This window comes from Pelomonas dachongensis (genome assembly GCF_043555865.1).
GTDB classification, from domain to species: Bacteria; Pseudomonadota; Gammaproteobacteria; order Burkholderiales; family Burkholderiaceae_C; genus Pelomonas; species Pelomonas dachongensis.
In genome coordinates, this window is record NZ_JBIGHY010000001.1 from 113,405 (window position 1) to 128,619 (window position 15,215).

Sequence of the window (15,215 nt, forward strand, 5' to 3'; positions counted from 1 at the left end):
AAATGTCGATCTACATCAACAAAGACACCAAGGTCATCACCCAGGGCATCACCGGCAAGACCGGTCAGTTCCACACGCTGGGCTGCCAGGCCTATGCCAACGGCAAGAACGCCTTCGTCGCGGGCGTGAATCCCAAGAAGGCCGGCGAGAAGTTCAGCGAGATCCCCATCTACGCGACCGTCAAGGAAGCTGCCGGCCAGACCGGTGCGACCGTCTCCGTCATCTACGTGCCGCCGGCCGGTGCCGCCGCTGCGATCTGGGAAGCCGTCGAGGCTGATCTGGACCTGGCGATCTGCATCACCGAGGGCATCCCCGTGCGCGACATGCTGGAAGTGCGCAACAAGATGAAGGCCAAGGAAGCCGCCGGCGGCAAGCGCACGCTGCTGCTGGGCCCCAACTGCCCGGGCCTGATCACGCCGGACGAGATCAAGATCGGCATCATGCCGGGCCACATCCACCGCAAGGGCCGCATCGGTGTCGTGTCGCGCTCCGGCACGCTGACGTATGAAGCCGTGGCGCAGCTGACCGAGATCGGCCTGGGCCAATCCTCGGCTGTCGGCATTGGCGGCGACCCGATCAACGGTCTGAAGCACATCGACGTGATGAAGGCCTTCAATGATGACCCGGACACCGACGCCGTCATCATGATCGGCGAGATCGGCGGCCCCGACGAGGCGGAAGCCGCCCGTTGGTGCAAGGCCAACATGAAGAAGCCCATCGTCGGCTTCATCGCCGGTGTCACCGCCCCTCCGGGCAAGCGCATGGGCCACGCCGGCGCGCTGATCTCCGGCGGCGCCGACACGGCCGATGCCAAGCTCGCCATCATGGAAGAGTGCGGCTTCACCATCACGCGCAACCCGTCCGAGATGGGCAAGCTGCTGAAGGCCCTGCTGTAATTCAGGCCTGATTGCCCCTACCAGCCGTCGGACACCCGACGGCTTTTTTCATTCCGAAATCATGGAACACCTCGACGCCGCGTTCTTCTTCGCGCTGCTGAAGATCATCTGGGCCGACATCCTGCTGTCGGGCGACAACGCCGTGGTCATCGCGCTCGCGACACGCAGGCTGCCGCCCCAGCGGCAGCGTCAGGCCATCATCGGTGGCGCTGCCGCAGCCATCCTGATGCGCGTGCTGCTGGCGCTGTTTGCCATCCAGTTGCTGCAGCTGCCCTGGCTGAAGCTGGTGGGTGCCGCGCTGCTGGTCTGGATCGGCGTGAAGCTGATGAACCAGGCTGACGAGGAGTCCGACGTGGGCGAGGCTGACGGTCTGTGGGCGGCCGTTCGCACCATCCTGCTGGCCGACCTCGCGATGAGCCTGGACAACGTCGTGGCCATTGCCGCGGCGGCCAGCAATGCCGCCGCGCCCATGCGCCCGGTCCTGCTGCTGATCGGCCTGGGCCTGTCGATCCCGCTCATCATCTTTGGCAGCACCCTGCTGCTGAAGCTGATGCAGCGCTACCCGGCCATCATCACGCTGGGCGCGGCGCTGCTGGGTTTTGTGGCAGGCGAGATGGCCGTGACCGACGCGGCACTGCACGGCTGGTTCGATACCAACCTGCACGATCTGGCCTTCACGGTCGGCATTGCGGGCGCCATCCTGGTGGTGGGGCTCGGGCTGATGCGATCGCGCCGAGGCTCGGCCTAAGATCGCCGCATGGCTAGCGGCAAACCTGGGTTCTGGCAGCGCCTCCTGGGCCGCGACGTGGACACGCCGTCCAGCGGGGCGTCCGCGCTCCCGGTCCCGGCGAGCGACGCAGTCGCTGCAGCCACTGCGAGCGCCAGCGATCTGCGTGACTTCGAGATCGGTGCCGAGATCGGCCGCGGCGCGATGGCCATCGTCTACAAGGCCACGCAGCGCTCCACCGGCCGCCAGGTCGCCATCAAGCGACTGGCGTTGAGCCGCGAGTTTTCTGCCGAGGACTTGATCGACGTGCGCGAGCGCTTCATGCGCGAGGCGCACGCCGCTCGCGCGCTGGAGCATCCCGACATCCTGCAAGTGGTCGACGCCGGCCAGGACGGCGGCGACGCGTGGATTGCGCTGGAGTACGTGCTGGGCCGCGACCTCAGCCAGTTCACCCAGGCCGGCCAGCTGCTGCCTGCGCGCGAGGTCGTGCAGTTGGGCGCCCGGCTGGCGCGCGCGCTGCACCATGCCCACGGCCAGGGCGTGGTCCACCGCGACATCAAGCCGGCCAACGTGATGCTGGACCGCGTCAACGGCGGACTGAAGCTGATGGACTTCGGCATCGCCCGCGTCGGCGACGGCAGCCGCACGCGCACGGGTCTGGTGCTGGGCACGCCGTCCTTCATGTCGCCCGAGCAGCTGGCCGGGCTGAAGGTCGATGGCCGCAGCGATCTCTACTCGCTCGGCGTGCTGCTGTACCAGCTGCTGACCGGCGCCCTGCCGCACCAGAGCGACTCCATGGCGCGGCTGATGCAGCTGATCGCCACCGAGCCGGCGCCGGACGTGAGGATTCACCGTCCCGGCCTGCCGGAGGCGCTGGCGCTGGTGCTGGCGGTGGCGCTGGAGAAGCGTCCGGAACTGCGCTATTCCTCTGGGGAGCAGATGGCGCGGGACCTCGATGCGGTGCTCGTCCTCACCTCGCTGAATGACGACGTGGCCCCCAACTCCAGCGCCCCGCCCGACGTTGGCTTCGCACAAACACTGCGCTTGACGCCGGAGGAAGCAGGGCAGAATCGCCGCTCCTCCGCCCAGCCCGACGCGCCACCCCAAGCCCCATGATCCTGGAGTTCTTCAGTGCCACCGACGTCGGTCGTGCGCGAGACAACAACGAGGACTCGGTCGCGCTGGATGAAGCCGCCGGTCTGGCCGTGCTGGCAGACGGCATGGGCGGCTACAACGCCGGCGAGGTCGCGAGCCAGATGCTGACCAGCTTCGTCAGCACGGAGCTGGGGCGCTGGCTCAAGGACGGCGGACAGGAAGCCCGCGCGGGCGAGGTCCGTCGTGCGATGGACATCTGCGTGGACAACGCCAACCGCGCGATCTTCAATGCGGCCAACACCGATCCGCGCTATGCCGGCATGGGCACGACGCTGGTGCTGGGCGTGTTCCGACCCGAAGGCCTGCTGCTGGGCCACGTGGGCGATTCGCGCGCCTACCGCTGGCGCGGCGGGCGGCTGATGCAAATCACGCGCGACCACTCCCTGCTGCAGGAGCAGATCGACGCCGGCCTGCTGACCGTGGAAGAGGCAGCGTTCTCCAGCAACAAGAATCTCGTCACGCGCGCCGTGGGTGTGGAAGACACCGTGCTGATGGAGCTGCACCTGCACGAGATCCAGCCGGAAGACGTCTACCTGTTCTGCTCCGACGGCTTGTCCGACATGCTGGACGATGAAAGCCTGGCCGCGGTGCTCGGCGCCCATGCCACGTTGGCCGATGCGGCGCAGGCCCTGATCAATGGAGCCAATGACAATGGCGGGCGCGATAACATCGCGCTCATCCTGGTCCGCGCCGAGGGCCGTCAACGTACCGAAGGACGGGGCTGGTGGCCCTTCGGTCGACGTGGCGGCAAGTGAATTCTTGGCTGTACGAGTCGCGGCACGCATAACAGAACTTGAGGTCTTACATGGGCAAACTGGTGGTTTCGCTCGACGGCGTCGTGATCAAGGAGGTGCAGATCACCAAGGACAAGACCACGTTGGGTCGCCGTCCGTACAACGACATCGTCATCGACAACCTGGCAGTCAGCGGCGAACACGCCGTGCTGCAGATGGTTGGCAATGACGTCTTCATCGAAGACCTCAATTCCACCAACGGCACCTACATCAATGGCAAGGCCATCAAGAAGCAGCTGCTGGCGGGCAATGACACGGTCGAGATCGGCAAGTACAAGATCAAGTTCCTGCTGAACGACGGCGGCGACTACGAGAAGACCATGATCCTCAAGCCGGGCGGCTTCCCGCCGGCGCCGGGCGTGGGGCCGAGTTCCTCGTTCGGATCGCTGGGCGGCGGTGCGGTGATCGGCCCCGCCTCCATCAAGGTGCTGACGGGTGCCGCGGCCGGCCGCGAAGTGGGGCTGACCAAGGTCGTCACGACGCTGGGCAAGCCCGGCGTGCAGGTGGCGTCCATCACCAAGCGCCCCACCGGCTACGTGTTCGCGCACGTCGAAGGCACGCAGCGTCCCAGCGTCAACGGCATTCCGCTGACCGGCGAGTCGATCGCGCTGCGCAGCGGTGACCTCATCGAGCTGGCCGGCACGCAGATGCAGTTCGTGCAGGTCTGACCGGCGCCTTTTGCGCGCCTGGCGACCCCTTTCGAGGGGCGCCGCCGACTTCGTAGCGACCTGTGATTTCCTACCGGTCGCCATGTCCCCAAGTCGGTATTCCGACCAGCTGAGCCCGGCTTCGGGTGCTTAAATTCTTGGCTCCGCCTCGCCCGATGCGAGGCCCCGATTGCGAGCCAAGCATCCTGATGAAAATCCGCGTCCTGGGCTGTTCCGGCGCCATTGCGGCCGGCTACAAGACCACCGCCTTCCTGCTCGACGACGATGTGCTCATCGACGCCGGCACGGGTGTGGGTGACCTGCCGCTGGATGCGCTGGCCGCCATCGATCATGTGCTGCTGACGCACGCCCACCTGGATCACATCCTGGGCATCCCGCTGTTGGCCGATGCGGTGCTGCGCCTGCGCAAGGCCGCGGGCCGTCCGCCCATCCAGGTGCATGGGCTGCCCGAGACGCTGGCCGCGCTGCAGCAGCACATCTTCAACGGCGTGATCTGGCCGGACTTCACGCGCCTGCCGAGCCGCGACGCACCGGTCCTGTCGCTGCATCCCTTCCAGGTCGGCGACCGGCTGAATCTGGGCGGTCGCGCCATCGAGGTGCTGTCCGCGATGCATACCGTGCCGGCCGTGGGTTTCGCGGTGGATGGCGGCGCGGCGCGAGACCACGCGCACTGGGTCTTCACCGGCGATACGGGGCCCAATCCGGCGCTGTGGCAGCGGCTGTCGCAGCTGCGGTTGTCGCACCTCGTGATCGAGACCGCCTTCAGCGACGACGAGATCGAGCTGGCGCATCTGAGCCAGCACCTGTGCCCCACGGACCTGGGCCGCGAGCTGTCGCTGCTGGCGGGGGTCGTGGATGTGCACATCACCCACATCAAGCCTGGCGAGGTCGAGGCCGTCATGCACGGCGTGCAGGCATTGACCAGTCCGCACCGCATCAACGCGCTGCAGGTGGGGCAGGAGATGACGGTCTAGGGCTCGCGGGCCCGGGCCTCAGCGCTTGGGCGTCGCGCGCGGCGCCGTGCGTTCCAGTTCGCTCAGTGGTGGCATGGAGCCCGGCGCAGTGCCGGTCCACAGCTTCCTGAGCCGTGCCAGCTCGGCATCGAAACGCGCGTTGACGCGCACGATCTCGGCCTTCTGGTTCTCGATCAGCTGCTGCTGTGCCTCGACGCCGGCGTCGTTGGCGTCCAGCGCCTGCTTGAGCTTGCCGGGCAGCGGGCGGCCCTTGTAGAACTCGGCCTCGTCCATCAACGGCTTGCGCTCCACGCCCAGGTCCTGGATGCGGCGCTCGGAGATGCGCATGGCCTTGTTGGCGTCGTCCAGCGCCAGCGCGCGCGCCCGCTGGTGCGATGCCTCGTTCGGGTAGCGCTGCATCAGCGTGCGGTCACGACGGATGGCGTCCTGCGCCGCCAGTCGCTCGGCCGCGGCGCGCCGGTCGGCCAGTTCCTTGGCGGCGCGTTCCTCGGGGCTGAGGAAGGGCGGCAGTGTCGCGCGGTGCGAGCCGTCGGGGTTCAGCACGCGCTGCTCGCGCGAGGTGCACTCGGCGATGGGGCGGTCGCTGGTCAGCTTGCGGCCGTCGGCCGTCGTGCACGTGTAGATGCCTTTGCCCGGCGAGCCGTCCTGGGCGCGGACAGCGGGGGCGAGCAGCAACAGGCCGGCGACGACGAGCAGTGCGCGCATCAGACCCCGTAACGCTCTCGGTAGGCCAGCACGGCCGGGCGGTGGGCGGCCAGCTCGGACGCGCCGTCCAGGTAGGCCAGCAGGTCGGCCAGGCCGGCGATGGCGATGACCGGCAGGCCGTGCTGCTCGCGCACCTGTTGAACGGCGGACAGCGGGCTGTCGACACCGCCCGAGGCCGCCTTTTCCTGGCGGTCCAGCGCGATGCTGACGCCACAGGGCGTCGCGCCGGCGGCCCGGATCATCTGGATGGACTCGCGCACCGAGGTGCCGGCGGAGATGACGTCGTCGATGATGAGCACGCGGCCCTGCACTGGCGCACCGACCAGCGTGCCGCCCTCGCCGTGGTCCTTGGCTTCCTTGCGGTTGTAGGCGAACGGCACGTTGTGGCCGCGCCGCGCCAGCTCCATCGCGACGGCTGCGGCCAGCGTGATGCCCTTGTAGGCCGGGCCGAAGATCATGTCGAAGGCCAGGTCCGACGCGATCAGGCGTTCGGCATAGAAGCCGGCCAGGCGACCCAGCTTGGCGCCGTCGTCGAACAGGCCGGCGTTGAAGAAGTAGGGGCTGAGACGGCCGGCCTTGGTCTTGAACTCGCCGAAGCGCAGCACGCCGGAATCGACGGCGAAGGCGACAAAGGACTGGGCGAGGGGATCAGGAAGGGGCGCGGACATGTCGCAAAGATTCTAGGGGTCAAAAAAACAGGCCCGACCCCTAGAAGGGCCGGGCCGTCAGCTGGTTTTCACGGAGTCGCAGGCGGGGCCTGCATGTCGTCCGCGCGCGCAAGGGGCCGACGGCCCCCTCGGGTCAGAACGAGGCCTTGAACTGAACGCCGTAGCTGCGCGGCTCGTTGACGATGCCGGTCAGGTTGTTGAAGTCGATGGCAGCGACGACCTGGCGGTGGTTGGTGATGTTGCGGCCATAGGCGGCGACCTCGTACCTGCCGTTGGCCCAGCCGTAGCCGACGCGCAGGCCGCCCTCCAACGCCGACTTGGCGCGGTACTCGACGGCCTCGTACAGGAACATGTTGTACTTGTCCTTGTACGCCCAGTCGGTCAGCACGGTCAGCTCGCCGCCGGCCAGCTCGGTGCTGTACTTCAGCGTCCAGTTCCACACCAGCTTGGGCGCGCGCGGCAGGTCGTTGCCGTTGATGCTGACCGTGCCCGGGAACGGGCCGGCCGGGTCCAGCACCGTGCAGCCGTTGCCGCAGGGGGCGACAAACAGGCCCGCATCCTTGATCTGCGTGTCGTTGTACGAGAAGCCCAGCGTCGTGCGCCAGTCGCGGGCGATGATGGCCTGCGCATCCAGCTCGAAGCCCTGGCCTTCGGCCTTGGCGGCGTTGACGAGGCGGTTCTGGTTGATGCCGCCGGAGCCCGCCGTCAGCTGCATGCCCTTCACGCGGTACTTGAACACCGTGCCGGTGATGCGGGCGGTGTTGTCGAGCAGGTCGGCCTTGAAGCCGGCCTCGACGGACAGCACCTTCTCGGAGTTGGCCACCGAAATGGTGTCGCCGAACAGCACGCGGCCCTGGATGCTCGGCGCGCGGTAGCCGGTGGCCACGCGGGTGAACAGGCTGGTGGTCTTGCTGAGCGCGTAGTTGGCGCCCAGGTCCCAGCTCCAGTTGGTCGACTTCGGGTTGGCGAACAGCGGGCCGGCGTTGGCGCCGCCGAAAGGCGTCTGCGTCCGCGCGGCGTCGAAGTCCTTCTTGTCGTCGGTGTAGCGCAGGCCGGCGGTCAGCTTCAGGTCGGTGGTGATGTCGAGCTTCACGTTGCCGAACGCGGCCCACGACTTGGCGTTCTGGTGCTGCACGGCATAGCCGTTCTGCGTGTCGCCGGCGTTGAAGCTGTCGAAGTTGAAGCTGTCCACCTGCAGCTTCTCGTTGAAGTAGTACAGGCCCAGGATCCACTGCAGCGCGTCGGCGCTGTTGGACTGCAGGCGGAATTCCTGCGTCGTCTGGCGCAGCATCGGGATGCCGTCGGCGGTCTGCGAGTCGAACGGGATGTTGGCGTTCTGGCTGCCGTAGTTCGGGCCCGACGGCGGCACGAAGGCGGAACCGAAGCCGCCGTCCACATCGCCGCGGCTGTAGAACTTGGCGCGCGCGTGCGAGGTGATGGAGTACAGCGACACGCCGGTGAAGTCCCAGCGCAGGCGCGCGCTGACCTCGCTGGACTTCAGCGTCTGGGAGTTGTAGCCGTCGGTGGGGTAGTAGGCGTCGTCGTAGCCGTCGACGAAGTCGTTCGTGCCCTTCTTGATGATGTTGGCGCGGAAGGTCGTGGCCGTGCCGTTGAAGTCGCGGGCCTGGACCTTGAACAGGCCCTCGAAGCCGCTGTTCTTGTACAGCGCCTGCACGCGCACGGCCTTGTCGTTGTAGCCCTCAAGGTCGGCGGTGGCGCCGGCGGTCGCGGCAATCGGGTTGTGCACGCGGTCGTCCTGGCGCTGCACGAGGCCGGCCACGCGCAGCTGCAGGTCATCGTTGACCGGCACGTTGACGGCGGCTTCCAGGTTGGCGGCGCTCCAGCGGCCGAAGCCGACGTTGGCGTAGCCCTCCAGGCGCTTGGTCGGCCGGGCGGAGTCGAACTTCATGACACCGGCCGGCGAGTTGCGGCCAAAGAGCGTGCCCTGCGGGCCGCGCAGCAGTTCCACCTGCGCCATGTCGAACACCGGGAAGCCCTTCAGCGCGATGCTTTCCTGCACCACGTCGTCGTACACCAGGCCGACGGGCTGCGACGCGTTCATGTCGAAGTCGGTGTTGCCCAGGCCGCGGATGTAGAAGCGCGGGAAGGTGCGGCCGTAGTCCGACTCGATGTTCAGGCTGGGCACCTTGCCCGACAGCGCGCGGATGTCCTGCCCGCTGGCGTTGTAGGTGTCCAGCTCCTCCGACTTGATGGCCGAGATGGACAGCGCCACGTCCTTCAGGTTCTCGGCGCGGCGGCTGCCGGTCACGATGACGGCCTCCAGCTGGCTGACGTCCTTCTTGGCCTCAGGGGCAGGCGCGGTCTGAGCCAGGGCAGCCTGCATCGGGAAAGCGGCGGTAAGCGCCAGCGCGATCAGGGTGGGAGGAATGCGATGGGTGGGCATGAAAGATCCTCGGAATGACGGTGGGTAGACGGTGTTGGCGAGGGGGCGGGCACTGGTGATGCCTCTGGAATGCGACGGGATAGTAAGGATCGTGTGACGGTTTCGTGATGACGCCGCGGGCGGTGTTGTGCTTTTGCTGCACTGCGATACTGGGACAGACAAAAGGCCTCCCAAGACTTCGATGCGCTTCATCACCGCCAACCTCAACGGCGTCCGTTCCGCCGCCAGCAAGGGCTTTTTCGACTGGCTGGACCAGCAGCAGGCCGACGCCGTCGGCGTGCAGGAGCTGAAGGCGCAGGCCGACGTGGTCGAGGACAAGTTCCGCAGCTGCGACAAGCTCAACGGCCACTTCCACTACGCCGAGAAGAAGGGCTACTCGGGCGTGGGCCTGTACACGAAGGAGGAGCCCAGCGACCTCGTCACGGGGCTGGGCATCGGCGAGTTCGACCTGGAGGGGCGCTATGTCGAGAAGCGCTTCGACAAGCCCGGCCGCAAGCTCAGCCTCATCAGCGTCTATTTCCCCAGCGGCACCAGCGGCGAGGAGCGCCAGCAGGTCAAGTACCGCTTTCTGGCCGCGCTGTTCCCGCACCTGCAGGCGCTCAAACGCGAGCGGGAGTTCATCCTGGTGGCCGACGTCAACATCGCCCACAAGGAAATCGACCTGAAGAACTGGCGCGGCAACCAGAAGAACAGCGGCTTCCTGCCCGAGGAGCGGGCCTGGCTGACGCGGCTGTTCGACGCGGGCGCGGACGGTGGCGGGCTGGTGGACGTGTTTCGCACGCTCAACGACAAGGCTGATCAGTACACCTGGTGGAGCAACCGCGGCAACGCACGGGCCAACAACGTCGGTTGGCGGCTGGACTACCACCTGGCCACTCCCGGCATCGCCGCGCTGGCACGCACCGAGGCCATCTACACCGGCCAGCTGTTCAGCGACCACGCACCGCTGACGGTCGACTACAACTTCACGCTCTGACGCGAGCTGCGCGCACCACCCGAGTGCGCCGGGCTGATCTCTGGTTACGGATGCCACGTTTGTGGCCCCTGTTTGTGGCCGCCCGTAAGCGGTTGCTACGGGTGCGGGAAGGCTCCTACAGAACGCTGTGTTAGGCACCGACGCCGCGGGCATCCTGGCGGTCATAGAGTGGATTCAGCCGCGGTGCAAACGCCCGGCATCCCGCCGGTCGGCGCTGTTGTCGACCACCGCCACGACTAAAGGAGTTCCCCATGTCCAAGATCAAGACTGCTACCAGTGCCCTGACCGCTGTACTGCTCGTGAGCGGCATCGGTTTTGCCGTTGCTCAGACCCAGGACCAGCCGCAGACCGAGCCGATGACCACGACGGCGCTGCCCAGTGAGCAGACCCCGGCCGATCCGAACGCCATGCCGCAGGCTGACATGAACGCGCAGCAAACCCAGCCGCCCGTCACCGAGCCGGCCGTGCCCCCCGCGAACACGACGGCACCCATGCCCGCGCAGTCCGACACCACCATGACGCCGGACACCACGACGCCCGCCACGGCGCCGACCAGCGACACCAGCTATGAGCCGGCCCCCCGCGCGGACCGCAACTGATGGAGCTGACGACCGGGCGACTGAACTGCTGACATCCATGCAATCCGGAGCGCCCGCTGATGTCGATGCCGCCGCCCAGCGGCGGCGCGACATCCTGGCCGGCCTGGTCCAGGGGGGCGTCATCGCCGCCGTGGTACTGGCCGGCCTGTACTTTTTCATGGGGCACCGGCTGCAGCCAGGCCCTGCACCCGCAGCGCCACCGGCTGCCCGGCCGCTGGCGATCACCGCGCCTGCGGCCCCGCCCATGGCCATCGAACGCCGCCTGGATCTGGGCGACGTCGTGGCGCCGGCCGACGTGACGCGCGTCGCCTCGTGGGCGGTGGACGCGGCCGACAACGGCAACCGCGCTTTCGTCATCGTCGACAAGCGCCGCGCACAGATCTATGTGTTCGAGACTGGTGGCCGCCTCATCGGCACCAGTCCGGTGCTGCTGGGCTACGCCGCGGGTGACCGCAGCGTGGAGGGCATCGGCGACCGCCCCATCGAGCAGGTCCAGCCCCATGAACGCACCACGCCTGCCGGGCGCTTCCAGTCCGCGCCGGGCCGCAACACGCTGAACGAGGACGTTGTCTGGGTGGACTACCACGCGGCCGTCTCCATGCACCGCGTGCGCGCCACCAACCCGGCCGAGCGCAGGCTGGAGCGGCTGGCCACCAAGACCGCCGCCGACAACCGCATCAGCTGGGGCTGCATCAACGTGCCGGTCGCGTTCTTTGACCAGACCGTCTGGCCCCACATCGGCAAGGGCCGCGGCATCGTCTACGTGCTGCCCGAGAAGGAGCCGCTGACGGCGTTCTTCCCCGCCGCGCAGCAGCCTCGCCACTACGCCCAAGCCGGCGCCGCGCCAGGTAACAGCGCCAAACCGTGACTTTTGCCGCTGCCGGTTACAGGCGCTGATTCCTAGACTGCCGGCCAGGCAGGCGCGAGGTTGCGCCGCCGTGCAGCAGTGGGGCAGCGAGTGGGCAGCAGTTGGGCACGCGGGGCATGGGTGGGCATTCTGGGCATGGGCATCGCGTGGGGTGCCGCCGGCGCAGCACCCTTGGCGCCCGACATGGCGCCCCCCCTGGCACTGCGCCCGGTCGCGCACGACGCCCGGGACGCCCGTCCCTTCGCCATCGTCGACAAGCGCGCCGCCACCTTGTCCATCCATGCCGCCGATGGCCGCTTGCTGGGCCGAACCTCGGCGCTGCTGGGGCTCACGCCTGGCGACGTCGAACCCGCCAGCTCCCGCGGCAAGGCGCCGGACGCATTGACGCTGGCCGAGCGCGTGACGCCCGCGGGTCGTTTCGAGGCGATGCCGGGCCGCAATCTCAGTGGCGAGCGCGTCGTCTGGTTCGACTACGACGCCAGCCTCGCCATCCACCGCCTGCGCCCCGCGCCGGCCCATGAGCGCCGCGCGCAGCGGCTGGCCTCCAACGATCCGGCGCAGGCCCGCATCACGCTGGGCTGCGTCGTCGTCGATCCCGACTTCTTCGACCACGTCGTGCTGCCGGCACTCGGCAGCGGCCCCAGCCTCGTGTACGTGCTGCCCGAACGCCCGCCTGCCGTCGTCGCCGGGGCCGCACCGCCGCGCGCCGCGGCGCCCTGACGCACGGGTCATTTCAGGAAACCGCTTCATCTCAGGGGAATCCCGAGGCCGCCTGCGGGCGGCTGGCGTCCCTCCAGACAGGACAATCCGCCCCCTGCGCAGCGCGGGCCACCGCTCGACCTGCCCGCCCTGTCCACCCCATCGGGACCACCTGGAACGAACGACGTGACTACCACTTCCCCTGGCCAACCGGCCGGCAATTCGGCCACCATCCTGGGCCAGCCCCACCAGCTCTTCGTCCTCTTCTTCACAGAGATGTGGGAGCGCTTCTCCTACTACGGCATGCGGGCGCTGCTGGTGCTGTTCCTGATCACCGAGACCACGAAGGGCGGCTGGGGCTGGAGTCGCGCCGAGGCGACCAGCCTGTACGGCTGGTACACCGGGCTGGCTTACCTGACGCCCATCCTGGGCGGCTACATTGCCGACCGGCTGCTGGGCACGCGCCGCTCGGTGTTGCTGGGCGGCTTCATCATCGCGGCCGGCCACATCGCGCTGTTCATGGACACGCTGCCGATGTTCTACCTGGGCCTGGGCCTGGTGGTGCTGGGCACCGGCCTGTTCAAGCCCAACATCTCGGCCATCGTGGGCCAGCTGTACGGCAAGGACAACGAAGGCGCCCGTGACGGCGGCTACACGCTGTTCTACATGGGCGTGAACGCGGGTGCCTTTTTCGGCATCTCGCTGTGCGGCTACATCGGCGAGAAGATCTCCTGGAACCTGGGCTTTGGTCTGGCCGGCATCTTCATGATCCTGGGCGCCATCCAGTTCTGGCTGAGCCAGGGCCTGTTCGGCACCATCGGCGACAAGATTGACGCAGCCAAGCGGGTCGTCGCCGAGAAGCTGGACGACACGCCGGAGCATGTCGTGGCCGACCGCCTGAAGGCCATCTTCGTGTTCTCGTTCTTCACGATCTTCTTCTGGTTCGCATTCGAGCAGGCCGGCGGCTCCATGACGATCTTCGCGGCCGACTACACCGACCGCACGCTGGAAGGCACCAGCGGTCTGATGTTCAAGATCATCAACACGGCGATGACGCTGATCCCGGCGGCCATCCTGTCGTGGCTGCTGTTCAGGCTCTACCGCTCCACGGGCGGCAAGTACTGGATGGCCAACGTGTCGCTGGCCATCGCCTTCGCCATCATCTGGGGCCTGTGCCTGTGGATGCTGGGCCGCGAGTTCCTGATGGACCAGAGCGAGGTGCCCGCCACCTGGTTCGGCGTGCTGAACAGCTTCTTCATCGTCGTGCTGGCGCCCATGTTCTCCAAGATGTGGGAGGAGAAGTGGAACCCCTCCGGCCCGGTCAAGTTCGGCACCGGCCTGGTGCTGCTGGGCCTGGGCTTCGCGGTGCTGGCCTACGGCGCGGCAGGCATTCCGCAGGGCGCCAAGACGGCCCAGGTCAGCATGATGTTCCTGACGCTGGCCTACCTGTTCCACACCATGGGCGAGCTGTGCCTGTCGCCGGTGGGCCTCTCCTACATCTCCAAGCTGGCGCCGGTGCGGCTGCTGGGCCTGATGTTCGGCGTCTGGTTCCTGAACTCGGCCATCGCCAACTGGGTCGCCGGCCGCACAGGCTCCTACATTGACCAGATCTCGTCGGCCTATTCCATGTCGGCGTTCTTCCTCATCTTCACGGTCATCCCCATCGCGGCGGGCGTTGTGCTCATGCTGATGACCCCGCTGATGAAGAAGTGGATGCACGGCGTGCACTGATCGCGCTGAAACCGGCGCGTAACCGCCGGCCCCCCAAGAATGCCGCCAGTGACTCGCGCCTGGCGGCTTTTTTGTGCATGCTGGGTCTGTTGACACTGAATGTCAGCAACGTCACCGGGTATTGCGCCCCACCCAATCACGGACAAGCCGATCTCGCTAGAGTCGCGCCCTTGCACTCGGAGCCCCACATGACAAAAAACAGCTTGACGCTGCTGCCTCTCCTCCTCGTTCTGGCCGCCTGCGGGCAGCAAGCCGGCGGTCCCGGCGCCCATGGCGGCGGTGCGCCGGCGGTGTCCGTCGCCCCGGCCACCCAGCGCGAGATCCAGGAATTCGAGGAGTTCACCGCGCGGCTGGAGGCGCCCGACACCGTCGACGTGCGCGCCCGCGTGGCCGGCACCGTCGAGGCCGTGCGCTTCAAGGAAGGCCAGCTGGTGAAGAAGGGCGAGCCGCTGTTCACCATTGACGCCCGGGTCTACCGCGCCGAGGTGGCGCGCGCCGAGGCGCAGATTGCCGCGCTGAAGACGCAGGCCGAGCTGGCCAAGGCCGACCTGGCCCGCTCCGAGAAGCTGGTCAGCGTCAACGCGGTCAGCCAGCAGGAGATCGACCAGCTGCGCTCCGCGCTGCGCAGTGCCGAGGCCAACCAGAAGGGCGCCGAAGCCGCGTTGGTGCAGGCCAGGCTGAACGTCGAGTACGCCAACGTCGTGGCGCCGGTCAGCGGCCGCACGTCGCGCGCCAATGTGACGCCCGGCAACCTGGTGGGTGTGGGCGACCCGGTGCTGACCACGCTGGTTTCCAGCGACAAGGTCTACGCCTATTTCGACGCCAGCGAGTCTGCCTACCTGCGCTACATGCGCGCCGCCAAGCCGGCGTCGGTGTCCGTCGCGCTGGGCCTGTCGGACGAGCAGGGCCACCCGCACACCGGCAAGCTGGACTTCATCGACAACCGGTTGAACCCTGCCACCGCGTCCATCCGCGCGCGCGCCGTGTTCGACAACAAGGCGGGTCAATTCACGCCCGGCCTGTATGCGCGGCTGAAGATTGGCGGCGGTGGCAGCTACACCGGCGTGGTCGTGCCTGAGCGCGCCATCACGACCGACCAGACCCGCAAGATCGTGCTGGTCGTGGGCGCCAACAACATCGTGCAGCCGCGCCCGGTCAAGCCGGGTGCGCTGATCGACGGCATGCGCGTCGTCGACGGCGTCAAAGCCGGCGAACAGGTCATCGTGGACGGCCTGCTGCGCGCCATGCCGGGCGCACCGGTCACGCCGCAGGTGCTGAAGGTCGATGACAAGGGCATGCCCATCCCTGCCGCCCCCGCCGCCCCGGCCGCACCGGCTGCCTCGAAGTAATC

The 15,215-nt window shown here is 67.8% G+C and carries 15 protein-coding genes; 12 read left to right on the plus strand and 3 right to left on the minus strand.

The features are described 5' to 3' along the window. Window positions 1-2 precede the first annotated feature (2 nt). From sucD to ACG02S_RS00545, 6 genes are all read left to right on the plus strand, one after another. Window positions 3-896, plus strand: a complete 894-nt coding sequence (gene sucD, locus ACG02S_RS00520; protein WP_394468481.1) for a succinate--CoA ligase subunit alpha — start codon at window positions 3-5, stop codon at window positions 894-896. A 61-nt stretch (window positions 897-957) separates the two neighbouring features. Further along, a complete protein-coding gene (locus ACG02S_RS00525; RefSeq protein WP_394468482.1) occupies window positions 958-1,644 on the plus strand; it encodes a TerC family protein in 687 nt (228 codons plus the stop codon). 9 nt (window positions 1,645-1,653) lie between these two features. Next, window positions 1,654-2,739: a serine/threonine-protein kinase gene (locus ACG02S_RS00530; protein ID WP_394468483.1), complete on the plus strand. Its 1,086-nt coding sequence runs from the start codon at window positions 1,654-1,656 to the stop codon at window positions 2,737-2,739. Then, window positions 2,736-3,533, plus strand: coding sequence for a Stp1/IreP family PP2C-type Ser/Thr phosphatase (locus ACG02S_RS00535; RefSeq protein ID WP_394468484.1), 798 nt, complete (start codon window positions 2,736-2,738; stop codon window positions 3,531-3,533). Before ACG02S_RS00530 ends, ACG02S_RS00535 begins: the two co-directional genes overlap by 4 nt. 50 nt (window positions 3,534-3,583) lie before the next feature. Continuing rightward, complete coding sequence (locus ACG02S_RS00540; RefSeq protein WP_394468485.1) at window positions 3,584-4,240, plus strand: FHA domain-containing protein; 657 nt, start codon at window positions 3,584-3,586, stop codon at window positions 4,238-4,240. A gap of 188 nt (window positions 4,241-4,428) precedes the next feature. Next, entirely contained in the window at window positions 4,429-5,214 is a 786-nt protein-coding gene (locus tag ACG02S_RS00545) for a 3',5'-cyclic-nucleotide phosphodiesterase (RefSeq protein WP_394468486.1), read from the plus strand. Window positions 5,215-5,232: 18 nt separating this feature from the next. Here ACG02S_RS00545 and ACG02S_RS00550 read toward each other — a convergent pair whose 3' ends face one another. The 3 genes from ACG02S_RS00550 to ACG02S_RS00560 form a co-directional block, all read right to left on the minus strand. Further along, window positions 5,233-5,919, minus strand: coding sequence for a hypothetical protein (locus ACG02S_RS00550; RefSeq protein ID WP_394468487.1), 687 nt, complete (start codon window positions 5,917-5,919; stop codon window positions 5,233-5,235). Next, window positions 5,919-6,587, minus strand: coding sequence for an orotate phosphoribosyltransferase (gene pyrE, locus ACG02S_RS00555; RefSeq protein WP_394468488.1), 669 nt, complete (start codon window positions 6,585-6,587; stop codon window positions 5,919-5,921). Before pyrE ends, ACG02S_RS00550 begins: the two co-directional genes overlap by 1 nt. Before the next feature lie 133 nt (window positions 6,588-6,720). After that, the gene (locus ACG02S_RS00560) at window positions 6,721-8,991 is read right to left on the minus strand and encodes a TonB-dependent receptor (protein WP_394468489.1); all 2,271 of its coding nucleotides are present in this window, start codon (window positions 8,989-8,991) and stop codon (window positions 6,721-6,723) included. Between the two features lie 181 nt (window positions 8,992-9,172). Between ACG02S_RS00560 and ACG02S_RS00565 the strand changes: the two genes are divergently transcribed. The 6 genes from ACG02S_RS00565 to ACG02S_RS00590 all read left to right on the plus strand — a co-directional run bounded on the left by ACG02S_RS00565 (window position 9,173) and on the right by ACG02S_RS00590 (window position 15,213). Beyond that, window positions 9,173-9,967, plus strand: a complete 795-nt coding sequence (locus tag ACG02S_RS00565; RefSeq protein WP_394468490.1) for an exodeoxyribonuclease III — start codon at window positions 9,173-9,175, stop codon at window positions 9,965-9,967. Window positions 9,968-10,218: 251 nt separating this feature from the next. Further along, a complete protein-coding gene (locus ACG02S_RS00570; RefSeq protein WP_394468491.1) occupies window positions 10,219-10,566 on the plus strand; it encodes a hypothetical protein in 348 nt (115 codons plus the stop codon). Window positions 10,567-10,603: 37 nt separating this feature from the next. Next, entirely contained in the window at window positions 10,604-11,434 is an 831-nt protein-coding gene (locus ACG02S_RS00575; protein ID WP_394468492.1) for a hypothetical protein, read from the plus strand. A gap of 183 nt (window positions 11,435-11,617) precedes the next feature. Then, complete coding sequence (locus ACG02S_RS00580; protein WP_394468493.1) at window positions 11,618-12,154, plus strand: L,D-transpeptidase; 537 nt, start codon at window positions 11,618-11,620, stop codon at window positions 12,152-12,154. A gap of 165 nt (window positions 12,155-12,319) precedes the next feature. Continuing rightward, window positions 12,320-13,864 carry a peptide MFS transporter gene (locus ACG02S_RS00585; RefSeq protein ID WP_394468494.1) on the plus strand — a complete coding sequence of 515 codons (1,545 nt, stop codon included), beginning with the start codon at window positions 12,320-12,322 and terminating at the stop codon, window positions 13,862-13,864. A 188-nt stretch (window positions 13,865-14,052) separates the two neighbouring features. Further along, window positions 14,053-15,213 (plus strand): efflux RND transporter periplasmic adaptor subunit, encoded by a 1,161-nt coding sequence (locus tag ACG02S_RS00590; RefSeq protein ID WP_394468495.1) that lies wholly within the window; start codon window positions 14,053-14,055, stop codon window positions 15,211-15,213. Window positions 15,214-15,215 lie beyond the last annotated feature (2 nt).

Excerpts from the sequence above, each read along its gene's own strand:
- sucD (WP_394468481.1), top strand. The coding sequence starts at position 3 with ATGTCGATCTACATCAACAAAGACACCAAGGTCATCACCCAGGGCATC.
- ACG02S_RS00525 (WP_394468482.1), top strand. The coding sequence starts at position 958 with ATGGAACACCTCGACGCCGCGTTCTTCTTCGCGCTGCTGAAGATCATC.
- ACG02S_RS00530 (WP_394468483.1), top strand. The coding sequence starts at position 1,654 with ATGGCTAGCGGCAAACCTGGGTTCTGGCAGCGCCTCCTGGGCCGCGAC.
- ACG02S_RS00535 (WP_394468484.1), top strand. The coding sequence starts at position 2,736 with ATGATCCTGGAGTTCTTCAGTGCCACCGACGTCGGTCGTGCGCGAGAC.
- ACG02S_RS00540 (WP_394468485.1), top strand. The coding sequence starts at position 3,584 with ATGGGCAAACTGGTGGTTTCGCTCGACGGCGTCGTGATCAAGGAGGTG.
- ACG02S_RS00545 (WP_394468486.1), top strand. The coding sequence starts at position 4,429 with ATGAAAATCCGCGTCCTGGGCTGTTCCGGCGCCATTGCGGCCGGCTAC.
- ACG02S_RS00550 (WP_394468487.1), bottom strand. The coding sequence starts at position 5,919 with ATGCGCGCACTGCTCGTCGTCGCCGGCCTGTTGCTGCTCGCCCCCGCT.
- pyrE (WP_394468488.1), bottom strand. The coding sequence starts at position 6,587 with ATGTCCGCGCCCCTTCCTGATCCCCTCGCCCAGTCCTTTGTCGCCTTC.
- ACG02S_RS00560 (WP_394468489.1), bottom strand. The coding sequence starts at position 8,991 with ATGCCCACCCATCGCATTCCTCCCACCCTGATCGCGCTGGCGCTTACC.
- ACG02S_RS00565 (WP_394468490.1), top strand. The coding sequence starts at position 9,173 with ATGCGCTTCATCACCGCCAACCTCAACGGCGTCCGTTCCGCCGCCAGC.
- ACG02S_RS00570 (WP_394468491.1), top strand. The coding sequence starts at position 10,219 with ATGTCCAAGATCAAGACTGCTACCAGTGCCCTGACCGCTGTACTGCTC.
- ACG02S_RS00575 (WP_394468492.1), top strand. The coding sequence starts at position 10,604 with ATGCAATCCGGAGCGCCCGCTGATGTCGATGCCGCCGCCCAGCGGCGG.
- ACG02S_RS00580 (WP_394468493.1), top strand. The coding sequence starts at position 11,618 with ATGGCGCCCCCCCTGGCACTGCGCCCGGTCGCGCACGACGCCCGGGAC.
- ACG02S_RS00590 (WP_394468495.1), top strand. The coding sequence starts at position 14,053 with ATGACAAAAAACAGCTTGACGCTGCTGCCTCTCCTCCTCGTTCTGGCC.